The sequence below is a fragment of the Streptomyces kronopolitis genome, assembly GCF_014646275.1.
GTDB lineage: Bacteria > Actinomycetota > Actinomycetes > Streptomycetales > Streptomycetaceae > Streptomyces > Streptomyces kronopolitis.
The window spans coordinates 96,335-117,390 of record NZ_BMND01000024.1; the positions used below are offsets into that span (position 1 = coordinate 96,335).

General features: G+C 73.5%; 18 protein-coding genes. 11 read left to right on the plus strand and 7 right to left on the minus strand.

Features of this window, described 5'->3' with window-relative positions:
- Positions 1-130: 130 nt before the first annotated feature.
- On the minus strand, positions 131-1,786 hold the full coding sequence (locus IEY78_RS23865; protein WP_189101469.1) for an FAD-binding dehydrogenase: 1,656 nt from the start codon (positions 1,784-1,786) through the stop codon (positions 131-133).
- 208 nt (positions 1,787-1,994) lie between these two features.
- Here IEY78_RS23865 and IEY78_RS23870 point away from each other — a divergent pair, with 208 nt between their 5' ends.
- The 7 genes from IEY78_RS23870 (at position 1,995) to IEY78_RS23900 (ending at position 7,884) form a co-directional block, all read left to right on the plus strand.
- Complete coding sequence (locus IEY78_RS23870; RefSeq protein ID WP_189101470.1) at positions 1,995-2,888, plus strand: DMT family transporter; 894 nt, start codon at positions 1,995-1,997, stop codon at positions 2,886-2,888.
- Positions 2,889-2,952: 64 nt separating this feature from the next.
- Positions 2,953-3,486 (plus strand): NUDIX domain-containing protein, encoded by a 534-nt coding sequence (locus tag IEY78_RS23875; protein ID WP_189101471.1) that lies wholly within the window; start codon positions 2,953-2,955, stop codon positions 3,484-3,486.
- Positions 3,487-3,529: 43 nt separating this feature from the next.
- Positions 3,530-3,940 carry a YidH family protein gene (locus IEY78_RS23880; protein ID WP_189101472.1) on the plus strand — a complete coding sequence of 137 codons (411 nt, stop codon included), beginning with the start codon at positions 3,530-3,532 and terminating at the stop codon, positions 3,938-3,940.
- Positions 3,941-3,943: 3 nt separating this feature from the next.
- Positions 3,944-4,315 carry a DUF202 domain-containing protein gene (locus IEY78_RS23885; RefSeq protein WP_189101473.1) on the plus strand — a complete coding sequence of 124 codons (372 nt, stop codon included), beginning with the start codon at positions 3,944-3,946 and terminating at the stop codon, positions 4,313-4,315.
- Between the two features lie 131 nt (positions 4,316-4,446).
- A complete protein-coding gene (locus IEY78_RS23890; protein ID WP_189101475.1) occupies positions 4,447-5,454 on the plus strand; it encodes an MBL fold metallo-hydrolase in 1,008 nt (335 codons plus the stop codon).
- A gap of 155 nt (positions 5,455-5,609) precedes the next feature.
- The gene (locus IEY78_RS23895; RefSeq protein WP_189101477.1) at positions 5,610-6,662 is read left to right on the plus strand and encodes a phosphotransferase family protein; all 1,053 of its coding nucleotides are present in this window, start codon (positions 5,610-5,612) and stop codon (positions 6,660-6,662) included.
- A gap of 7 nt (positions 6,663-6,669) precedes the next feature.
- The gene (locus IEY78_RS23900; RefSeq protein ID WP_189101479.1) at positions 6,670-7,884 is read left to right on the plus strand and encodes an acyl-CoA dehydrogenase family protein; all 1,215 of its coding nucleotides are present in this window, start codon (positions 6,670-6,672) and stop codon (positions 7,882-7,884) included.
- A gap of 62 nt (positions 7,885-7,946) precedes the next feature.
- Here the strand turns inward: IEY78_RS23900 and IEY78_RS23905 are convergent, their stop codons facing one another.
- The 3 genes from IEY78_RS23905 to IEY78_RS23915 form a co-directional block, all read right to left on the minus strand.
- Positions 7,947-8,552, minus strand: a complete 606-nt coding sequence (locus IEY78_RS23905; protein ID WP_189101514.1) for a TetR/AcrR family transcriptional regulator — start codon at positions 8,550-8,552, stop codon at positions 7,947-7,949.
- A 29-nt stretch (positions 8,553-8,581) separates the two neighbouring features.
- Positions 8,582-10,243 (minus strand): AMP-binding protein, encoded by a 1,662-nt coding sequence (locus tag IEY78_RS23910; RefSeq protein WP_189101481.1) that lies wholly within the window; start codon positions 10,241-10,243, stop codon positions 8,582-8,584.
- A 137-nt stretch (positions 10,244-10,380) separates the two neighbouring features.
- Positions 10,381-11,151, minus strand: coding sequence for an SDR family oxidoreductase (locus IEY78_RS23915; protein WP_189101483.1), 771 nt, complete (start codon positions 11,149-11,151; stop codon positions 10,381-10,383).
- A gap of 238 nt (positions 11,152-11,389) precedes the next feature.
- On the opposite strand from IEY78_RS23915, the gene IEY78_RS23920 reads away from it, so the two are divergent.
- A complete protein-coding gene (locus IEY78_RS23920; protein WP_189101484.1) occupies positions 11,390-12,664 on the plus strand; it encodes an exo-beta-N-acetylmuramidase NamZ family protein in 1,275 nt (424 codons plus the stop codon).
- Here IEY78_RS23920 and lspA read toward each other — a convergent pair.
- From lspA to IEY78_RS23935, 3 genes are all read right to left on the minus strand, one after another.
- Positions 12,655-13,248: a signal peptidase II gene (gene lspA, locus IEY78_RS23925; protein WP_189101486.1), complete on the minus strand. Its 594-nt coding sequence runs from the start codon at positions 13,246-13,248 to the stop codon at positions 12,655-12,657. The two genes, IEY78_RS23920 and lspA, sit on opposite strands and share 10 nt — an antisense overlap.
- Positions 13,249-13,382: 134 nt before the next feature.
- Positions 13,383-14,405 carry a LysR family transcriptional regulator gene (locus IEY78_RS23930; protein ID WP_189101488.1) on the minus strand — a complete coding sequence of 341 codons (1,023 nt, stop codon included), beginning with the start codon at positions 14,403-14,405 and terminating at the stop codon, positions 13,383-13,385.
- Between the two features lie 241 nt (positions 14,406-14,646).
- The gene (locus IEY78_RS23935) at positions 14,647-17,472 is read right to left on the minus strand and encodes a penicillin acylase family protein (protein WP_189101490.1); all 2,826 of its coding nucleotides are present in this window, start codon (positions 17,470-17,472) and stop codon (positions 14,647-14,649) included.
- Positions 17,473-17,831: 359 nt separating this feature from the next.
- Between IEY78_RS23935 and IEY78_RS23940 the strand changes: the two genes are divergently transcribed.
- The 3 genes from IEY78_RS23940 to IEY78_RS23950 all read left to right on the plus strand — a co-directional run bounded on the left by IEY78_RS23940 (position 17,832) and on the right by IEY78_RS23950 (position 21,008).
- On the plus strand, positions 17,832-18,446 hold the full coding sequence (locus IEY78_RS23940) for a hypothetical protein (protein WP_189101492.1): 615 nt from the start codon (positions 17,832-17,834) through the stop codon (positions 18,444-18,446).
- Positions 18,447-18,539: 93 nt separating this feature from the next.
- Entirely contained in the window at positions 18,540-19,247 is a 708-nt protein-coding gene (locus IEY78_RS23945) for a 3-keto-5-aminohexanoate cleavage protein (protein ID WP_189101494.1), read from the plus strand.
- Between the two features lie 321 nt (positions 19,248-19,568).
- Positions 19,569-21,008, plus strand: coding sequence for an amidase (locus IEY78_RS23950; RefSeq protein WP_189101496.1), 1,440 nt, complete (start codon positions 19,569-19,571; stop codon positions 21,006-21,008).
- Positions 21,009-21,056: the final 48 nt, after the last annotated feature.

Consider the following 21,056-nt stretch of genomic DNA (forward strand, 5'->3'; position numbering starts at 1 on the left):
CCAACCCCCCTTACGTATCACGGTATTGGGCGCGCGAGCCACCCGGACCCGCTGCCGCCCGCCGCTCTCGCCCCGCCCCTCCGCCGGGCCCCCGCTCCCCCGGTCCGCCCCGCTCGGGGAACCGCCCCGGTCAGGACACCGCCCGGGCCGCCGCCCGCCCCGCCGTGCGCCCGGAGAAGAGGCAGCCGCCGAGGAACGTGCCCTCCAGGGAGCGGTAGCCGTGCACCCCTCCTCCGCCGAAACCGGCCGCCTCGCCGGCCGCGTACACGCCCGGCAGCGCGGTGCCGTCCTCGGTGCGCACCCGCGAGGAGAGGTCGGTCTCCAGGCCGCCGAGCGTCTTGCGGGTGAGGATGTGCAGCCGTACCGCGATCAGCGGGCCGGCCTTCGGGTCGAGCAGCCGGTGCGGCGCGGCGGTGCGGATCAGCCGGTCGCCGAGGTACTTGCGGGCCCCGCGCACCGCGGTGACCTGGAGGTCCTTGCTGAAGGCGTGGGCGATCTCCCGGTCGCGCGCCACGATCTCGCCGCGCACCGCCTCCTCCGTGAGCAGCGGCTCCACGGTCAGTGCGTTCATCCGCCGCACCAGGTCCGTCAGCGACCGCTCGACGAGGAAGTCCGCGCCCCGGTCCATGAACGCCTGGACCGGTCCGGGCGCGCCGGCCCCGGCCCGGCCCAGCACCCCGCGGACGCTCTTTCCGGTCAGATCCGGGTTCTGCTCGGAGCCGGAGAGGGTGAACTCCTTCTCGATGATCTTCTGGGTGAGCACGAACCAGGTGTGGTCGTGGCCGGTCGACAGGATGTGTTCGAGGGTGCCGAGGGTGTCGAAGCCGGGGAACAGCGGCACCGGCAGCCGCCGGCCGCGGGCGTCCAGCCACAGCGGGGACGGCCCGGACAGGATCCGGATGCCGTGCTGCGGCCAGATGGAGTTCCAGTTCTCGATGCCCTCGGTGTAGTGCCACATCCGGTCGCGGTTGACGAGCCGGCCGCCGGCCGCCTCGGCGATGCCCAGCATCCTGCCGTCCACGTGCGCCGGCACCCCGGAGAGCATCCGGCGCGGGGGCTTGCCGAGCCGCTCGGGCCAGTTGGCGCGCACCAGTCCGTGGTTGCCGCCGATACCGCCCGAGGTGACGATCACGGCCTGGGCCCGCAGCTCGAAGGCGCCGGCCACCTCACGGCTGCTGGGGCGGCCGCGGGCGACGTCCGAGGCCTCCAGGACCTCGCCGCTGACGGTGTCCACCGCCCCGGCGCTGCGCGACAGTCCGGTCACCCGGTGGCGGAAGCGCAGCTCGACCAGCCCGCGGGCGGCCCCGGCCCGCACCCGCCGCAGGAACGGGGCGAGCAGCCCCGGCCCGGTGCCCCAGGTGATGTGGAAGCGCGGGACGGAGTTGCCGTGCCCGATCGCGCCGTAGCCGCCGCGCTCGGCCCAGCCGACGACGGGGAAGAACCGCACGCCCTGCCGGTGCAGCCAGGCGCGCTTCTCCCCGGCCGCGAAGTCGACGTAGGCCTCGGCCCACTTGCGCGGCCAGTGGTCCTCGGGCCGGTCGAAGCCGGCGGTGCCCAGCCAGTCCTGCCAGGCCAGCTCCTGGCTGTCGCGGATCCGCAGCCGCCGCTGCTCGGGGGAGTCCACCAGGAAGAGCCCGCCGAAGGACCAGTGCGCCTGCCCGCCGAGGGACTGCTCGGGCTCCTGGTCGAGCAGGATCACCTTGCGCCCGGCATCCACCAGTTCCGCGGTCGCCGCCAGCCCCGCGAGCCCCGCTCCGATCACGATCACATCAGCGTCGTACGCCATCTGCTACTCCTCAACGGGGCACGCCCGGCGCCCCGGCCGCCGTGGTGCAACGATCCTCAGCGCACCCGACTGCCGCGTCAACCACGGGTTACTGCGCGGTACACCGCGACGCGCGGGAGAATGGTGGGTGACGAGGGCCACCCCACGCCCGACGCCGGATGACTATCCTCAGGCGCAATCCCCCACCCCGCGCGATACGAGGTGCGACGTGACGGTGATACTGCTCGCCCTAGGGGCGGCCTGCTGTCTGGGACTCGGCTTCGTGTTCCAGCAGGCCGCGGCGCAGCACGCCCCGATGAAGGACTTCCTGTCGGTGCGGCTGCTGCTCGACCTGGTGCGGATGCCGCTGTGGGTGGCCGGTATCGGGCTGATGGTGGTCGGGATGGCGCTCGGCGCGATGGCGCTGGGGATGGGCGACATCACGCTCGTCGAGCCGCTGCTCGCGACCAATCTGCTCTTCGCCATGGCGCTGTCCCGGCGGCTGACCCGCCAGCGGCTGGGGCGCAGCGGCTGGGCGGGGCTGTGGCTGCTGGCGGGCGGGGTGACGGCGTTCATCGTGGCCGGCCGTCCGCAGGGCGGGCGCAGCAGCGCCGACCAGACCTGGCAGTGGCTGATCATGGGCGTGGTGCTGGGCTCCGCCCTGCTGCTGGCCGCGGTCGCCAAGCGGGAGCGGGTGCATGTGAGCCTGGAGGCCGCCCTGCTGGGCATCGCCGCCGGGCTGATCTACGGCCTCCAGGACGCACTGACCCGGATCAGCGGGGAGCGCTTCGGGCACGGCGGCTGGGGCGCCCTGCTGACCAGCTGGCAGCCGTACGCCATCGTCGTCCTCGGGGTGCTGGCGCTGGTGCTGGTGCAGAGCGCCTTCGAGTCGGCGCCGCTGCGGCTCTCGCTGCCCGCGCTGACCGCCGCCCAGCCGCTCGCCGGGATCGCCTGCGGGGTCGGCTTCCTCGGCGACCGGCTCCAGGTGACGGCCGGGGCGCTGGCCTGGGAGGTGGCCGGGATCGTGGCCGTCGTCGCGGGCATCGTGCTGATCGGCAGCCATCCGGCGATGCCGCCGGGGGCCGGCCGGCGGACCGACGAGCGGGAGCTGGAGCCGCGCTGAGGCCGGACGGCGCGGCGGGCGCCCCGCCGGGTGCGGCCCCCTCCCCCGGTGGTTGCATGGCTCCATGACCGATCAGCAACCGCTCAACGCGGACGAGATCCTCGACGTCGTGGACGAGAACGATCAGGTCGTGGGCCAGGCCCCACGCGGTGCGGCCTACGCCCGCCGGATGCGCACCCGCTGCGCCTTCGTCCTGGCCCGGGACGCCGAGGACCGGATCTTCGTGCACCGCCGCACCCCGCAGAAGCTGGTCTTCCCCTCGCACTACGACATGTTCGTGGGCGGGGTGGTCGGCACCGGCGAGAGCTATGACGAGGCGGCGCTGCGCGAGGCGGAGGAGGAGCTGGGTGTGCGCGGGCTGCCGCGGCCCGAGCCCCTGTTCAAGTTCCTCTACGAGACGCCCGAGCACACCTGGTGGTCGGCCGTCTACCAGGTGCGCTGCACCCTTCCGGTCGCCCCGCAGGAAGCGGAGATCGACTGGTACGCGTTCCTGACCGAGGAGGAGCTCACCCGGGAGCTGGGGGTGCGGCCGTGGACGCCGGACGGGCTGGCCGCCTACCGGGAGCTGCTCGCCCGGCGGGAGGCGGGGGACCTCTGAGGCGACCGGGGCGCGGGCGGATGCGGCCGCTAGGGTTTCGGCCATGATCCTCATTGAAGGGCTGCGGTCGGCCGGCCGGACCGTGCGGCTGTGGTGGGCGCCGGCGCGGATCCGCGAGGAGGGCACCACCCCCGACTACCGCTTCTCGCTGGCCAACGAGCGCACCTTCCTGGCCTGGCTGCGCACCGGGCTGGCGCTGATCGGCGGCGGGTTCGCGGTGGATCAGTTCCTGCCCCGGCTGCATCCGTGGCTGCGGCTGGCGTGCACCGTGGTGCTGCTGGTGGGCGGGGCGCTGTGCGCGCTGCGGGCGGTCAACCACTGGGTGCGCTGCGAGCGGGCGATGCGGCGCGGCGAGGACCTGCCGGTCAGCCGCTTCCCCACCGCGCTGGCGCTGGCCGTCGGCGCGCTGGCGGCGGCGCTGGTCGTGCTGGTGCTGCTCGGCCGGACCGACTGACCGGTGGCGGACACGGCGCGGCCCGAGGAGCCGGACGAGGGAGCACCGCGGGCGGCCACCGACCGGGATCCCGGACTCCAGCCGGAGCGGACCCGGCTGGCGTGGCGGCGCACCACGCTGTCGGCCACCGCGACGGCGGTGCTGGCCGGCCGCCAGCTGCTGGGCAGCCGGGCACCGGGAGCGGTGGAGGTGGTCCTGGTGGTGGTGATCGGGCTGCTGTGGCTGGCGTTCGTGACGCTGGCGCACGGCCGGATGCGGGCGATGGCCGGCGGCCGCCCGCCGGCCCTGCCGCCGCGGACCGCCCTGCTGCTGGTCGGCTGCACCCTCGCGCCGGCGCTGTGCGGCGGGGTGCTCCTGGCGCGGCCCGGGTGGTGACGCCGGGGGCGCGGCGCCGCCGCGGCGGCCGGTGGCGATACCGTGACGCGACCCCCGCGGCCACGGGGTGGACCCGCACCCCGGCCGGGCCACGGGGGCTGACGGGTCATCGGACGAGGGGACACACCCGCATGGGCGACAACACGGCAGGGACCACACCGGCGCGGCACTCCGCTGAGCCGGACCCGGCCCGGACCACCGGCCCGCAGGGGCCGCCCGCCGCCGGGGCCGACCTCCCCGAGCCGTATCTCACGGAACTGGCCGCCGGGGTCCATGCGTTCATCCAGCCGGACGGCGGCTGGTGCCTGAACAACGCGGGCTTCGTCACCGACGGGGACGCCACCCTGGTCGTGGACACCGCCGCCACCGAGCGCCGGGCCCGCCTGCTGCGCGAGCGGATCGCCGCGAGCGGCGCGCCGGCGCCCCGCGTGCTGGTCAACACCCATCACCACGGCGACCACACCTACGGCAACGCCGTCTTCGCCCCGGAGGCGACCGTCGTCGGGCACGCCTCCTGCCGCCGGGAGTTGCTGGCCGCCGGGCACCAACTGCACGCGGTGTGGCCGGAAGTGGAGTACGGCGACATCCGGCTGACGCCGCCGGAGGTCACCTACACCGACGAACTGACCCTGCACGCCGGCGACATCGAGGTGCGGCTGATCCACCCGGGGGTGGCCCACACCACGGGCGACACCGTGGTCTGGCTGCCCCGGCAGCGCATCGTCTTCGCCGGCGACCTGGTCTTCCACGGCGGCACCCCGTTCGTCCTGATGGGGTCGCTGACCGGATCGCTGCGCGCGGTGGAGGTGCTGCGCTCCCTGGACGCGGTCACCGTCGTCCCCGGGCACGGCCCGGTGACCGGCCCCGAGGTGTACGACGGCATCGAGCGCTACCTGCGGTTCGTCGGGGAGCTGGCGCAGGAGGGGCGGGCGGCCGGGCGGACGCCGCTGGAGGTGGCGCGCGAGACGGATCTCGGGCCGTTCGCCGAGCTGGCCGAGAGCGAGCGGCTGGTGGCCAATCTGCACCGGGCGTACGCGGAGCTGGCGGGCGGGGCGCCGGGGGCGCCGCTCGATCCGATCGCCGCCTTCGGCGACATGACGGCGATGAACGGCGGGGTGCCGATGGCCTGCCACGCCTGATCCGGCCCTTCCGGCGGCGCCCCCGGGCACCGGCGGTGGCGGGAAATCCCCTGCGTGACGGACGCCCCACGCCGGGCCACTGGACTCCATACCGACTAGTCGGCATGATCGTGGCCAGTGACCGATGGACCGTCCACTCCGCATGGAGGAGCACGATGAGCAAGGGCACCCCTCCCCCGCCGGATTCCGGCCGGGAGCAGCCTCCCGGCCTCGACCTGGAACGATTGCGCGCGCATCTGGACCGGGAGCGGCCGGGGCTGGCCGCCGGGCCGCTGCGGGCGCGGCTGATCGAGGGCGGGCGGTCCAACCTCACCTACCGGGTCACCGACGGCACCGGCTCCTGGGTGGTGCGCCGCCCGCCGCTGGGCCACGTCTTGGCGACCGCGCACGACATGCGGCGCGAGCACCGGGTCATCAGCGCGCTGCACGAGACGCCGGTTCCGGTGCCCGAGACGCTGCTGCTGTGCGAGGACGAGTCGGTGATCGGGGCGCCCTTCTATGTGATGGAGCTGGTCGAGGGCACCCCGTACCGCACCGCCGCGCAGCTCGCACCGCTCGGCCCCGAGCGCACCCGCGCGGTGGTGCTCTCCCTGGTCGACACGCTCGTGGAGCTGCACGCGGTGGACCCCGAGGCGGCCGGGCTCGGCGACTTCGGCCGGCCGGACGGTTTCCTGGAGCGCCAGCTGCGGCGCTGGGGAAAGCAGTTGGCCGCCTCGAAGAATCGGGCGCTGCCGGGCATCGAGGAGCTGCACGCGGCGCTCGGCCGGGCGCTGCCCGCCTCCCCCGCGCCCACCGTCGTGCACGGCGACTACCGCCTGGACAACGTCCTGGTCGGCGCCGGGGACGGCATCGAGGCCGTCCTGGACTGGGAGATGTCCACGCTCGGCGACCCGCTGACCGACCTCGGGCTGCTGGCGATGTACAGCTCCGACCTGGGCCTGCCGCAGTCCCCGGTGAGCACCACCAGCGGCGCCCCGGGCCACCCCTCGCCGGTCGAGCTGATCGAGCGGTACGCGGCCCGCTCCGGCCGCGATGTCTCCGCCCTCGCCTGGTACACCGCCTTCGCCTGGTTCAAGCTCGCGGTGATCCTCGAAGGCATCCACTACCGCTTCACGCTCGGCCAGACCGTCGGCGCCGGCTTCGACCGGATCGGCGAGCTGGTCCCGGTCTTCATCGAGCACGGACTCACCACCCTCAAGGAAGGCTGAGGCACCCATGGACTTCGCATTCGACGCCCGGACCGAGGAGTTGCGCGAAAAGCTCCTGACGTTCATGGACGCGCACGTGTACCCGGCCGAGCAGACCGCCCATGAGCAGCGGGCCGCGCTCGCCTCGCCGTGGGACACCCCGGCGATCGTCGAGGAGCTGAAGGCCGAGGCCCGCCGGCAAGGGTTGTGGAACCTGTTCCTCCCCGACCCGGAGCACGGCGCCGGGCTGACCAACCTCCAGTACGCGCCGCTCGCCGAGATCACCGGCCGCAGCCCCCAGTTGGCGCCCACCGCGCTGAACTGCGCGGCGCCGGACACCGGCAACATGGAGGTGCTGGCGCAGTTCGGCGACGAGGCGCAGCAGAAGCAGTGGCTGGCGCCGCTGCTGGCCGGGGAGATCCGCTCGGCGTTCGCGATGACCGAGCCGGAGGTCGCCTCGTCGGACGCCACCAACATCGAGACGCGTATCGCACGCGACGGCGACAGTTATGTCCTCAACGGCCGCAAGTGGTACATCTCCGGGGCGATGAACCCGCTGTGCCAGATCTTCATCGTGATGGGCAAGACCGACCCGGACGGCGCGGACCCCCGCCGCCAGCAGTCGATGATCCTGGTGCCGCGCGACACCCCCGGCGTGGAGGTCAGGCGCGCCATGCAGGTCTACGGCTACGAGGACCACTACCACGGCGGCCATGCCGAGGTGGTCTTCCACGACGTACGGGTGCCGGCGGGCAACCTGATCGGCGAGGAGGGCGGCGGCTTCGCCATCGCCCAGGCCCGGCTCGGCCCCGGCCGGATCCACCACTGCATGCGGCTGATCGGCATGGCCGAGCGCGCCATCGAGCTGATGTGCCGCCGCGCGGTGGCCCGTACGGCGTTCGGCAAGCCGCTGGCGCAGCAGGGCGTGGTCCAGGAGTGGATCGCGGATGCCCGGGTGGCGGTGGAGCAGCTGCGGCTGCTGGTGCTGAAGACGGCCTGGCTGATGGACACCGTCGGCAACAAGGGCGCGCACACCGAGATCCAGGCCATCAAGATCGCCACCCCGCGCACGGTGGTGGACATCCTCGACAAGGCGGTGCAGCTGCACGGCGCCGGCGGGGTCAGCCAGGACTTCCCGCTGGCGGAGCTGTGGGCCGGGGCCCGGACCCTCCAGCTGGCGGACGGTCCGGACGAGGTGCACCAGCGGTCGCTGGCGCGCCGGGAGCTGAAGCGGTACCTCTAGCCGGCAGCCGGCACGGCGAGGGCCCGCGACCGCCGGTGGTCGCGGGCCCCCGCCGTGCGCGCTCAGGGCCGCAGCGCCCGCAGCAGCAGCTCCGCGAGGTGGTCGGCGACCTGCTGCGGGCTGAGCGGTCCGTCCTCGCGGTACCACGTGCCCAGGTGGTGCACGGAGCCGAAGTGGTAGTCCACGACCAGGTCGGCGGGGATGTCGGCGGCGAACACGCCGGTGCGCTGGCCCTCCTCGACCAGGGCCCGGAACCGTTCGTGGTAGCGCCGCCGTTCGGCGCGCACCTGCTTGTCCTTCTCCGGGCCGAGCTGGTGCATCGAGCGGAAGAAGATCTTGGTGTCGTCGAGGTTCTCGATGGTGGTGACGACGACATCGGCGGCGGCGTCCCGCAGCCGCTGCTCGACCGGCGCGTCGGCGTCGGCGAAGTGGTCCAGCCGCTCCTGCTGGAGCCGCAGCACCCGGCCGTAGACCTCGTGCAGCAGATCGTCCTTGGAGCCGAAGTAGTGGTAGAGGGCGCCCTTGGTGACGCCCGCCGCATCGACGATCTCCTGGACGGAGGTGCGGTCGTAGCCCTGCTCCGCGAAGAGCCGGGTGGCGGTGGCCAGCAGCCGCTGGGCCACCGGCTTCACCTCGCCGCCGCCGTTGCCGTCCTTCGTGCCGGCCATCGCCCTCACCTGCTCCTTCGTGCTCTCGTTCATGCGCGGTGGCGCAGCTCCCGTCGGAGGATCTTGCCACTGGTGGTCTTCGGAAGCTCGGCCAGGATCTCCACCTCCCGGGGATATTTGTACGCCGCGAGCCGCTCCTTGCAGTACGCGGCCAGCTCGGCGGGTTCCGGGGCGCTCCCCGGCCGCAGGCTGACGTACGCCTTGACCGACTCGCCGCGGTAGGCGTCGGGCACCCCGACGACGGCCGCCTCGCGCACCGCCGGGTGGCTGTAGAGCACGTCCTCGACCTCCCGCGGCCACACCTTGAAGCCGGACGCGTTGATCATGTCCTTCTTGCGGTCGACGACATAGAGCCAGCCCTCGGCGTCCATGAAGCCGATGTCGCCGGTGCGCAGCTCGCCGTCCGGCATGCCCTGGGCGGTGGCGTCCGGGCGGCGCCAGTAGCCGGGGACGACCTGGGGGCCGCGCACCGCGATCTCCCCCGGCTCGCCGAACGGCAGGTCGCGGCCCTGCTCGTCGATGATCCGGACGACGGTGTCGGGGCCGGGGACGCCGACGGCGAGGGTGCCCGAGACCTTGTCGACCGGCGCCCGCCGGCCGGGCGGCACGCTGGCGCAGGGGGCGGTGCACTCGGTCAGGCCGTAGCCGTTGTGGAGGTAGGGGCCGAAACCGGTGCGGAAGGACTCGACGAGGGCGGGCGGCAGCGGTGCGCCGCCGGAGGACAGGGTCGTGAAGGACGCGAAGTGCTCGCGGGTCACCTCGGGGTGGGCCATCAGCGCCATGTAGGCGGTGGAGGGGCCGACCGTGTAGGCGGGCCGGTGCTCCAGGAAGGCGTCCAGGACGACGCCGGCCTCGAAGCGGTAGGCCAGCGCGAGGGTGCCGGCGTTGGCGAGGCAGGCGGCGAGTTCGCAGACCAGGCCGGTGATGTGGAAGAGCGGGGCGAGCGCGAAGTAGGTGGCGCCGTCGGGCAGGCCCAGGCCGGTGCGCTGGCGTTCGGCGTTGTAGGTGATGTTTCCGTGGGTGTTGGTCGCACCCTTGGGGGTGCCGCTGGTGCCGGAGGTGTAGCTGATCAGCGCGAGGTCGTCGGCGGTCAGCCGCGGGTCGGCCGGTACCGCGCGGATCGGTCCGGTGGTGCGGGCGACGGTCAGCAGGTCGTCGGCGCCCTCCTGCGGCCCGAGCCGCTCGCCGCCCAGCACCCGCCGGTCGTCGCGGGTCTGCAGGTCCCGCTCCCAGGCGGTGAGCGCGATCCGCACGGACGGCGCCCCGTCGGCGAGCAGCCGCAGAAAGCCGTCCCAGATGCGGTCGGCGCAGATGACGGCGGTGACCTCGGCGTCGTCCAGGATGTGCCGCATCTCGGCGGACTTGTACATGGGGTTGACCGGGACCACCACCCCGCCGGCCTTCCAGACGCCGAGCACGGCGAGCACGAAGTGCGGGGTGTTCTGGAGCATGACCGCGGCCCGGTCGCCGCGCCGGAAGCCGCGTCCGGCGAGATGGGCGGCGATGCCGTCGGAGAGCGCGTCGGTCTCGGCGTAGGACAGCCGCCCGTCGAAGTAGGCGAGCGCCGTGCGGTCGGGGACGCGGCCCACCGCGGCCCGGAAGGCGTGCAGCGCCGAGGGGGGCGGCTGGACGGGGGCGCGCTGGGCGTCGGTGAGCTGTGCCAGCCACGGCTTGTCCTGGTAGGAGGTCATCGGGTGCGGCCCTTTCTTCCTGATCGCCTGATCATCCCTGCGGGGGGACACCTGGGGTGTGGCGGGGTGGCGCACCGGGCCCGGCCGGCGTGCCGCCCCGTCCGTGCGGCGGATTCCGCCTCCGGGGCGCTGCCCGGTCAGGCGCGGCCCTCGGTCTGCTCCAACTTCTGCTGGAGGTGGTTCATCCCGGCGAGCCAGCGGTCCGGCTCGGCGGCCCGGGTCGCGTAGTAGCCGCCGACCTCCGGGTGCGGCAGGACCAGGAAGCGGCCCTCGGCCATGGCCGCGAAGAGCGCCTCGGCGACGTCCTCGGGCTCCACGGCCGTGGGGGTGAGCACCAGGTCGCCGGCGGCGCCGGTGGCGGCCAGCATGTCGGTGCGGACGCCCTGCGGGCAGATGGCGTGCACGTCGATGCCGCGGTGACGGTAGGTCAGCGAGAGCCACTCGGCGAAGGCGTAGGCGCCGTGCTTGGTGACGCTGTAGGGGGCCGCGGCCACCATGGTCAGCAGGCCGGCGGCGGACACCGTGGAGACGAAGCGCCCGCTGCCGCGCTCCAGCCACTCGGGCAGCAGCGCGCGGGCGGCCCGGACATGGGCCATGACGTTGACGTCCCAGGCCAGCGTCCAGTCCTCCTCGGACGCCTCGGGCCCGCCGCCGGTGCCGACCCCGGCGTTGGCGCAGAAGATGTCGATGGCACCGCCGAGCGCCTCCCGCGCGGCCGGGACGATCCCGGAGGCGTCCCCGGCGACCGCGAACGCCCCGATCTCCGTGGCGGTCCGCTCCGCCTTGGCCTTGTCGAGGTCGTTGACCACGACCCGGGCGCCCTCGGCGGCGAACCGGCGGGCCAGCGCGGCGCCGATCCCCCCGCCCGCCCCGGTGACGACAACGGCCTTGTCCCGTACGGCTTCCACTGCGGTGTCTCCCTCGGTCGCGCCGAATCGGCTCGCAGGCAGACTAACCAGTCGGTATGTCTCGGCGAAAGGGGCCGTTCCCGTCACGGCCGGGTCCGCGCGCCACGGCGCGTCCGCGGTCTCGCACCACGGGACGGAGGTGCGCACGGCCGGGCGCGTTCCGCATCGCCCCCCCGCGCGTTAGCGTGCACACGACACGGATCCGGTGGGTGCGACGGCTGATCACGGAGGTGTGCGGATGGCTCTGTCGAGACGCGTTCTGCTCGGGCGGCTGGCGGCGGGAGCGGCCGGGGCGGCGCTGACCGCGGGGACGGGCGGACCGGCCGCCGCCCGGCCCGCACCCGGCACCCGGCGGCGGGTGCGCACCGGCTTCGACCGTCTCGCCGCCGACGGCTACCGCCTCCTGGACGGCCACCGGGTCGGCGTCGTCACCAACCCCACCGGGGTCACCGGGGACCTGCGGCACCTCGTCGATGTGATGCACGCCGACGAGCGGGTGCGGCTGACCGCCGTCTTCGGCCCCGAGCACGGCTTCCGGGGCACCGCCCAGGCCGGCGGCTCCGAGGGGCGCTACGACGATCCGGCCACCGGGCTGCCGGTCTACGACACCTACAACAAGACCGGCGAGGCACTCGCCGCCGTCTTCACCGCCTCCGGTGTGGACACCGTCGTCTTCGACATCCAGGACGTCGGCGCCCGCTTCTACACCTACATCTGGACGCTCTACGACTGCATGGTGGCGGCGGTCCTCGCCGGCAAGCGCTTCGTGGTGCTCGACCGGCCGAACCCGGTCACCGGCCGCGCGGCCACCGGCCCGGTGCTCGACCGGGCCTACGCCTCGTTCATCGGCCGGGAGCCGATCTCCCAGGCGCACGGCATGACGGTGGCCGAGCTGGCGCTGCTGTTCAACGGCGAGTTCGTGCCCCGGGCCACCGGGCGCCCGGTGGAGCTGGAGACCGTGCCGATGACCGGCTGGCGGCGCGGCGACTTCTTCGCGGCGACCGGCCTGCCCTGGGTGCCGCCGAGCCCCAACATGCCCACCCCCGACACCGCCCTCGTCTACGCCGGCACCTGCCTCTTCGAGGGCACCAACCTCTCCGAGGGACGCGGCACCACCCGCCCGTTCGAGCTGCTGGGCGCGGACGGCATCGACCGGCGGTGGGCCGCGGCCGCCACGGAACTGGGCCTGCCCGGCGTCCACTTCCGGGAGGCCTACTTCGCCCCCACCTTCTCCAAGTTCCAGGGCACCACGATCGGCGGCGTCCAGCTGCACGTCCACGATCCCGAGGCGTTCGACCCGGTACGCACCGGCATCGGCCTCCTGGTGACCGCGAAGCGGGTCTGGAAGGGCTTCGCCTGGCGGCCGGATCACGGCATCGACCGGCTGACCGGCTCCTCGGCCGTGCGGACGATGACCGACGCGGGCGCGGAGCCGGACGAGATCGTGGCGGCCTGGCAGGAGGGGCTGCGGCGCTTCCGGACGGTGCGGACGCGCTATCTGCGCTACCGCTGAGAGCGCGCCGGGGCCGTGCGGCGGACGCCCGGGGCGCGGTGGACGGTGCCGTCGGGGTCCAGGCCGCGGCAGGCGAGCAGCACCACCACGAATCCGCCGCAGCAGATCGACACGTCGGCGAGGTTGAGGACGGCGAAGTGGGCGGGGGCGATGAAGTCGACCACCCCGCCCTGGAATCCGCCGGGCGTGCGGAAGAGCCGGTCGGTGAGGTTGCCCAGCGCCCCGCCCAGCAGCAGGCCGAGCGCGAGGGCCCACGGCACGCTGTAGAGCTTGCGGGCCAGGCGCACCATCAGGGTGATCACGACCGCGGCGATGACGGTGAAGACCATGGTCATCGCCTCGCCGAAGCCGAAGGCGGCGCCGCGGTTGCGGATGACCCGCAGCTGAAGGAGGGTGCCGGCGACCTGGACCGCGTCGTGGTGCTCCAGCTTCGCCACCACCAGCAGTTTGCTGCCCAGGTCGAGGAGATAGGCCAGCGCGGCGACCGCGCACAGCACGGGGATGAGCCGCTTGCGCCGCACCGGGCCGGGCGCGTCGGCGGTGGCCGCCAGGGGTGCCCCGGTGGTCTGCTGAGTTTCCGTCACGGGAGTCCCCCCGGTGTTGTCCCGCCCCAGGCGCCTCTGGTCGGGAACGAGCGTACGGCACCCCGGTCCGCCACCGGGCGGGCGCCACGACCGGTTTCTGACGGCACGTCGGATCGGCGGAACACGACGCCCCGTCAGGAACGGAACCACCACCGGCCGCTCTCCCACGACAGCGCCTCCCACAGGAGGTTCAGCGGGTGGCCGGCGGCGTAGGAGCCGCGCTCGCCCCGTCGGGTGAACACCCCGACCAGCACCTCGGTCCGGGGGCCCACGTCCCCGACGAGTTCCAGGGTGCGCAGCCCGCCGGCCTCCGGCAGCCGGCCGTCCGCGGCCGCCTCCCCGATGCCCCGGGTGACCAGCATCGCCCCGTTCACCACCCCGGACCGCAGCAGCTCGAAGCCGTAGTGGGCGGCCTCGATCTCGGCCGCGATGGTCAGCTTCTGCCGGTATTCCGGGCCGTACCAGGAGCTCAGGAAGCGGTCGATCAGGCCGCGCGCCGAGACGACCAGGGGCAGCCCGGGCAGGTCGCGGGCTCCGAAGGAGGTGCCGGGGAGCGCCTCCGGCGGCAGGTTCGTCAGCAGGGAGAGCCCGCTGCGGCGCCATTCCATGACCTCGTACGGACCAAACAATTCCGCTTCTCTGCCCTCGGTGACGACCACGCTGCCGCAGACCAGGTCCAGCTCCTTGGCCCGCAATTTGGCGAAGAGGTCACCGGTGCGGACATGCGTCACTTTCAGATCGACGTCGTCGCGCTCGAAATCCTCGCTGACGCGTTCCACCGCGTCCAGCAGAAAGCCGAGCGTATAGCGGGTGGTGCCGACGGACAGCGTCCGGCCCAGCCGGCGGCGGGCGTCGCGCACCCCGTCCGACCACTCCCCCAGGGTGCGCCGCGCCAGCTCCACCAGCGCCTCGCCGGTCGCGGTGAACAGGGCGTTCTGCCCGCGTCCCTGCTTGAGCACCAACTCCTCGCCGCACAGCCCGGAGAAGGTGCGGTTCATGGTGTCCAGCTGCTTCTGCACGCTGGACTGCTCCCGGCCCAGCCGGCGCGCGGCGCCCAGCGCGGTGCCCGCCTCGTGGACGACGAGCAGCGTGCGCAGCTGGTCCATGGTGGTGTCCAGCAACTCCGGCGGGTACTGCTGCGGACCTAACAAAGCCATGCGCCCCTACTCGCTTTCCCGTCCCTGGAATGCAGAACGGTGCAGCATAACCCCAGGGAAAATCCGCCCTGCCACCGCCGGGATTACTGGGGGTTTCTTCCGGAAAATACGGGATGCGTTCTCGTGGCTGTGGAATGGTCAAATAAATCCCGGCTTTTCCGTACCGGCCGTACCGGCCGTCCCCTCCGGCGTACGGGCCGCGGGCGCGCAGCGACCCGTACGCCGATGAGCTGCTGGGGAGTTACCGGTGTGCGGGGAATTCCACGACCTGCTGATAGGTCGGCCGGTTCTGCCAGCTGATGGTGTCGTGGGTCAGACCGCCCACCGCGCGCTGGATGATCGCGTCCGCACACCACTGGTCGCCGGCCTTGCAGCTGTCGTCGCCCGGGTAGACCTGCTCGGCGGTCTTCCCGGCCGCCTGCTGAAGGGTGGTCAGCAGGGTGTCGCGGCAGGCGGACAGGTCGCCGCCGCCGCAGTACGGCTCCGCGAGCGGGCCCTGCACCGGGTCGCCGAGCACCGCGCGCAGATCCTTGTCGACATAGCTCCACCAGCCGTACTGGAAGGCCGAGCCGGCGTGCCCGCCGGTCGGTCCGTGGCCGGCGGACGGCGATTCGTCGACGGCGAGGTTGGCGCGCAGCGCGTCGTAGAGGTCGCCGCCCAGCCGGGGCTTGAAAACCGCCTCGGCCATCAGCGGCCACCAGGCGTCCATCAGGCGGACCGCCTCGGGGTGGGTGTAGGTGTGCGAACCGGCGGCGGTCTCCTTCCGCTGGGCGCCGTCCTTGCGCCAGGCCTCCAGCTGCTGGACCGCGGTCCGCAGCGCCGGGTCGGTGACGGGCTTGCTGTTCAGCACCCGCAGCAGCTCGGGCAGCACGTCCTCACCGCGCAGATCGGTGACGGCGGCCTCCCCCATGGCGCGGGTCAGCGCCGCCCGGGTCACCCCGCCGCTCTTGGTCAGCGCGCGCACCCGGTCGTCCAGCAGATTGCCGCGGTGCACCGAGCCGTTGCCGAAGCCCGCCGAGTCGTAGTCCGTGGCCTGCTTGTTGTTCCAGGAGATGTAGTAGTCCTGGTCGACGGACTGCGGGTGCTGGGCGGGCGGGGTGTAGTCGGTGGTGTTGGTGGCGGGGTCGTAGCCCTTCCACTCGTAGGCGTCGTCCGCCGTGACCGGCAGCGACGGATCGACGTCCGGGTCGCGGACCGGGTTGAGGCCGCTGTTGTAGTACGCGATGTCCCGGGAGTCGGCGTAGAACCAGTTGAAGGCGTAGCCGATGTGCGAGGCGGCCTTCTGGAAGGACGCGGCGTCGGTGACGTAGGACGGGTCGTTGAACATCTGGAAGCCGATGATCGAATCGGCCTCGTGGCGGTAGGTGGAGCGCTGCGCGGTGTAGGCGACGGGTTTGCCGTTGACGGTGGCGCGGTGGGTGACGATGCCGTACTTCGTCCGGAAGACCTGCATCCGGTAGGAGCCGGCCGCGGTCGGGTCGGCGACGGTGGGCTTCCAGGAGTTGGTCCGCTCCAGCTTCTCCATGGGCACGCAGGCGCCGCGGTAGCGGTAGGAGGTGGAGTCCTTGGTGGGCGCGGAGCCGTCCGCGTTGCACAGCTCGGCGGCGTAGGTGTCGGTGATGTCCTGGCCGGCGGAGGTGGCGCTCCAGGCGTAGTCCTGGCCGCGGCCGAGCTGGACGTACATGCCCACCCCCGCGAAGGACGCGCCGCGGGCGCTGATGCCGGGTCCCTGGATCTCCTGGAGCATCAGCAGCTGGGGCGCGAAGTAGCCGGTCTGCGGGCCGAAGACGGCGACGGGGTGGCCGCTGGCGGTGTGCTTGCCGGACACCAGCAGGGCGTTGGACATCCCGCGGTGCTGGGTGGGGTCGAAGCTGCCCTTCGGCAGCACCCCGTCCTTGAAGAGGCCTTCCAGCTTCTTGTACTTCTTGGGGGCCTTGACCGGGTCGCGCGGCGGCGTGCCGCTCTTGACGGTGGCCGCGCCGGTGCGGTCGAAGACCAGCGGTTCGGCGGTGACCGAGCCGCGGTCGGGCAGCGCGGTGCCCTTGGCCTTGGCCGGCTTGACCGCGTACGGGAAGCTGCTGCCGTCGTGCAGGGTCTTGGCGGCCTCGGGGTCGTTGCGCTCGCGGAAGGACTCCCAGACCGCGGTGCCCTTCTCCACGCCGTACTTCTGCTGGGCGGAGAGCAGCGCGAGGGCCGAGGGGACCTCGCCGCCCCCGCCGTTGCCGAAGAGCCCGCCGACGACGGAGGCGAGGGCTATCAGGTCGGTGAGCTTGAAGGGCTGGATCTCACCGGCGTTGGTGATCGCGTCGACATGGCCGGTGAGGACGTACTCGCCGGGGAAGTAGCGGCCGTTCTTGGACTGCTCGCGGTAGGCGTTGATGCCGTCGACGTAGGCCTGGGCGTCCGCCATGGCCTGCTTGCCGCGCTCGCCGTTGTGGTCCCTGATGAAGTCGACCTGCTGTTGCAGGTCCTCCTCGGTGTACGGCGCCTGCGGCCAGAACTGCTGCTCCAGGCCCTGGTTGGCGAGTGCGCCGCCGGCGAAGGAGGTCAGCTCGCCGCGGCCGATGTGGCGGAAGAGGTCCATCAGCCAGAGCCGGTCCTGGCCCGCGGCGTAGCCGGCGCCGTATTCGGTGCCGTAGCGGGTGGTGCCCTTGATGTGCGGGACCCCGGTCTTCTTGTCCCGGGTGATGGTCACGTCGTCGCGGGGCGTGGTGACCTTGCCGACCTGGTCCTGGGGGACGCCGAAGGAGGCGTCGTTGAAGAACCGGGTGAGGGTGTCGTCGGTGAGCGACTGGTAGCCGCTCGACATCGCACTGTAGGGGCCGAGCTGGTCGGTGGAGTGCTCGGGGTGGGTGCCGAACAGCTTGTTGCCGAGGATCTCGACCAGGGTGGCGTTGCCGGTGGCGCCGGGCGGCAGGATGTCGTTGCACTGGCCCTGGCAGTAGTCGTGGGCGTCCTGGGGTGCGGCGGCCGAGGCCGCGGTGGGGGGCGGTGCCAAGACCATGGCACCCAAGGCGAACAGGGCCGCCGCCGCGGCGGTCCTGAGCCTTCCGGTACGTCGTCGCATACCTGCTCCTCGGTGGGGGTCCCCCCTGCTCTTCCGGAGCCTGGGGAAGGGTGGGCGGGACGTTACCGGCGGTTATCCCCGGCCGGAAGATGAGCAACAGTCAACTTTTTCTCTCCGCACGGGTATTCGGGCGCGACGGAGCCTCCGCGCGCGGGTATTCGGGCGCGACGGAGCCACCGCGCACCGGAAGGGCGGCGCCACCGGCCCTCCGTTCCGCGCCGCGGGGCACCCCGCACGCGGACTCCGCCCGCCCCCTGATCCCACCCGCCGAAACCGCAAGAAAATTCGATGGATCCAACTGGGGGCCGGCTACGTCTCATCTCCGTCCAGTCGGATCCTCCCCACGGAGGTGGGATGAAATGGCCGGTTTCAGAGCCCTCGCAGAGCAGGTCCGCAATCCACGACTCGTCGCGAACCGCCGACGCACCGCGCTGCGCAAGTGCCTTGAACGCTTCGCCCCTTACGGGCACCGGGCGACCTGGCACCATCTGTGCACCCGGGCCGGTATCGCGACCCAGGACCGCGATCCGGATCCGGCGCGGCTGGTGGCCGCGCTGACCGAGCTGGAGGAGGCCCGCGCCCTCTGGCTCGCGTACGAGGAGGAGTGCGCCGCACGGCGCCGCAGGGAGAAGCACGACGGCATCCGGCAGCCCGGTGCCCTCGACGAGTGGCACCGGCGGACCTGGGGAGGCTGCGACATCGTGCCGTGCGAGTCGCCGCAACGGCACCCGGCGGCCCCGCTCGCGGCGGTGCTCCGCAACATGATCGCCGCGATGGAGGCGGGCCGGCCGCGCCGCGACTGCCCGGTGTGCGGCGGCACCCGCTTCAGCTGGCTCCCGCAGTCCATGAACCACCCGGCGGCCGGGCCGGCCTGCCGGCAGTGCGGGGTGCTCGCGCCGGTGTCCGTGCTCACCCCCGAGGCGCTGATGGCCGCCGACCGGGTGCCCGACGCGGGGGCGTTCGCGGCGGCCTGAGCCGCGGCCCGAAGCCGCCGGGCGCGGTGGGCGCACCGGTGGGAGGGACCGCGGTCCGGGAGCGTTGTCAGACCCTTCTGCCATCATCGAGGCATGCTTCAGGTCTGTCTCAACGGCCCCCGGACCGCGGCCGATTCGGGTGCGGTGCCGATGTCACCGGCCGCGCTCGCCGATGCCGCGCGGCAGGCGGTGGCGGCCGGTGCCGAGGATGTCCATGTCCATCCGAAGACCCCGTGCGGCCAGGATTCGCTCGCGCCCCGGGTGGTGGCCGCGGCCCTGGAGGCGATCCGCGCGGTGGTGGACGTCCCGGTCGGGGTGACGACCGGCGCCTGGGCCGAGCCGGACCTCGGGCAGCGGTCGGCGCGGGTCGCGTCCTGGACGGTGCTGCCCGATCACGCCTCGGTCAACTGGCACGAGCCCGGCGCGGAGGAGCTCGCCGCGGCCCTGCTGGAGCGCGGCGTCGGCATCGAGGCCGGCATCTGGTCGGGCGCCTCCGGCGCCGCACGGTTCGGCCGCTCCCCGCTCGCGCCCCGGGTGCTGCGGGTGCTGGCGGAGGTGACCGACACCGACGCCGGCTCCGCGCCGGACACCGCACGCGAGCTGCTCGCCGCGCTGGCCGGTGCCGCGCCCGGCCGCCCGGTGCTGCTGCACGGCCAGGACGGCGGGGCCTGGCCGGTGCTGCGGCTCGCCGGCGAGCTGGGCCTGGACACCCGCATCGGCCTAGAGGACACCCTCCTGCTGCCCGACGGCCGGCCGGCGCAGGACAACGCCCAGCTGATACGTGCCGCGGCGGCGCGGTGACCGGCGCCCCGGGAACACCCTCGCCGCTCTCCCCGACACTCCCGACGGCGCCCGAACCGTCCGTTCATATACGGCCTTTACGGTCCGTCCGGGAAACTGCCACGGCAGAAACCGCACCACGCCGCAGACCGCAGACCGCAGACCGCAGACCGCATCAACGCAACCTGCATCAACAGGAACCACTGTGCACGGGGCCGTCCGCCCGCACCGGCCTCGCGCCCGGCGGGCATCGGCCGTACCGCCCGTACGGCACCGGGCCGCACGGGCACCCTCCCCCGCCCGGAGCGCGGGGGAGGCACTCCCAGGAGAAGGTGGACGTCCATGGCCGAACTGCACGATCTGACCGCGCTCCAGCAGGCCGAGGGGATCCGGTCCGGTGACATCTCCCCCGTGGAACTCACCGAGCACTACCTGGCGCGGATCGAGCGGCTCGACGAGACACTCGGCGCGTTCCTCACCCGCACCCCGGAGATCGCCCGCAAGCAGGCCGCGGAGGCGGAGAGCGAGGCCGCCGCGGCCCGCCGCGAGGGCCGCGCGCTGCCCCCGCTGCACGGCGTCCCCGTCCCGGTCAAGGACCTCAACCAGGTCGCCGGGGTGCGCTGCACGATGGGCTCCCGGGCGCTGGACGGGAACGTTCCGGTGCTCGACGACCATCTGGTCGGCAAGCTGCGGACGGGCGGCACGATCCTGCTCGGCAAGACCAACACCCCCGAATTCGGCCTGCCCTGCTACACCGAGAACGGCCTCGCACCGCCCGCCCGCACGCCTTGGAACACCGAACTCTCGGCGGGCGGCTCCAGCGGCGGCGCGGCCGCGGCCGTGGCCGGCGGACTGGCCCCGCTCGCGCACGCCAGCGACGGCGGCGGCTCGATCCGCATTCCGGCGTCCGTCTGCGGGCTGTTCGGCATCAAGCCCAGCCGCGGCCGGATCAGCAGCGGCCCCCTGCTGCACGACATCTCCGGCCTGGCCACCTCGGGCCCGCTGGCCCGTACGGTCGCCGACGCGGCCACGCTGCTGGACGTCCTGGCGGGGCCCATGCCCGGCGACCCGTTCGCGGCCCCCGCGCTGCCGCCCGGCGACACCTTCGCCGCGTACGCGGGCCGGGAGCCGGGGCGGCTGCGGATCGCCTGCCTGACCGAACCGCCCGTCCCCGGGGTCGAGGTCCACCCCGACTGCCGTACGGCGACCGCCGACACCGCCGCACTGCTGTCCGGACTCGGCCACGAGGTCGAGGAGGTGTCGCTGCCCTCCGACGACGGCCTCCTCCTCGCCTTCACCCGCGTCTGGTCGGTGCTGGCCGCGAGCCGCCCCGTGCCGCCGGAGGGCGAGGAGCTGCTGATGCCGCTCACCCGCTATCTGCGCGCCCGCGGCGAGGAGGTCTCCGGCACGGACTTCGCCCGGTCGCTGCACGCCTTCCGGATGCTCGCCCAGTCCCTCGCGGACGGGCTGATGCCGCCGGGCGGCTACGACGTGATCCTCTCCCCGACCGTGGCCGCGCCCCCGGTGGCGGTCGGCGCACTGCGCAACGACGCCGATCCGCAGGCCGAGTTCGCCGCCATAGGGGCCTTCACCCCGTTCACCGCGCTCTACAACGCCACCGGCCAGCCCGCGGTGAGCGTCCCGCTCCAGTGGAACGCCGAGGGCCTGCCGATCGGCGTGATGCTGGCCGGCCGGTACGGCGAGGAGGCCACCTTGATCGCGCTCTCCGCCCAGCTGGAGCGGGCCCGCCCGTGGGCGGACCGCAAGCCGTCCATGTGGTGACACCGGGGTGCGGGCGGGCGCCCCGCACCGGGGCCGCCCGCCCGCACC

Coding starts and splice junctions, on each gene's coding strand:
- IEY78_RS23865 (WP_189101469.1), bottom strand. CDS start 1,786: ATGGCGTACGACGCTGATGTGATCGTGATCGGAGCGGGGCTCGCGGGG.
- IEY78_RS23875 (WP_189101471.1), top strand. CDS start 2,953: ATGACCGATCAGCAACCGCTCAACGCGGACGAGATCCTCGACGTCGTG.
- IEY78_RS23880 (WP_189101472.1), top strand. CDS start 3,530: ATGATCCTCATTGAAGGGCTGCGGTCGGCCGGCCGGACCGTGCGGCTG.
- IEY78_RS23890 (WP_189101475.1), top strand. CDS start 4,447: ATGGGCGACAACACGGCAGGGACCACACCGGCGCGGCACTCCGCTGAG.
- IEY78_RS23895 (WP_189101477.1), top strand. CDS start 5,610: ATGAGCAAGGGCACCCCTCCCCCGCCGGATTCCGGCCGGGAGCAGCCT.
- IEY78_RS23900 (WP_189101479.1), top strand. CDS start 6,670: ATGGACTTCGCATTCGACGCCCGGACCGAGGAGTTGCGCGAAAAGCTC.
- IEY78_RS23905 (WP_189101514.1), bottom strand. CDS start 8,552: ATGGCCGGCACGAAGGACGGCAACGGCGGCGGCGAGGTGAAGCCGGTG.
- IEY78_RS23910 (WP_189101481.1), bottom strand. CDS start 10,243: ATGACCTCCTACCAGGACAAGCCGTGGCTGGCACAGCTCACCGACGCC.
- IEY78_RS23920 (WP_189101484.1), top strand. CDS start 11,390: ATGGCTCTGTCGAGACGCGTTCTGCTCGGGCGGCTGGCGGCGGGAGCG.
- IEY78_RS23930 (WP_189101488.1), bottom strand. CDS start 14,405: ATGGCTTTGTTAGGTCCGCAGCAGTACCCGCCGGAGTTGCTGGACACC.
- IEY78_RS23935 (WP_189101490.1), bottom strand. CDS start 17,472: ATGCGACGACGTACCGGAAGGCTCAGGACCGCCGCGGCGGCGGCCCTG.
- IEY78_RS23940 (WP_189101492.1), top strand. CDS start 17,832: ATGGCCGGTTTCAGAGCCCTCGCAGAGCAGGTCCGCAATCCACGACTC.
- IEY78_RS23945 (WP_189101494.1), top strand. CDS start 18,540: ATGCTTCAGGTCTGTCTCAACGGCCCCCGGACCGCGGCCGATTCGGGT.
- IEY78_RS23950 (WP_189101496.1), top strand. CDS start 19,569: ATGGCCGAACTGCACGATCTGACCGCGCTCCAGCAGGCCGAGGGGATC.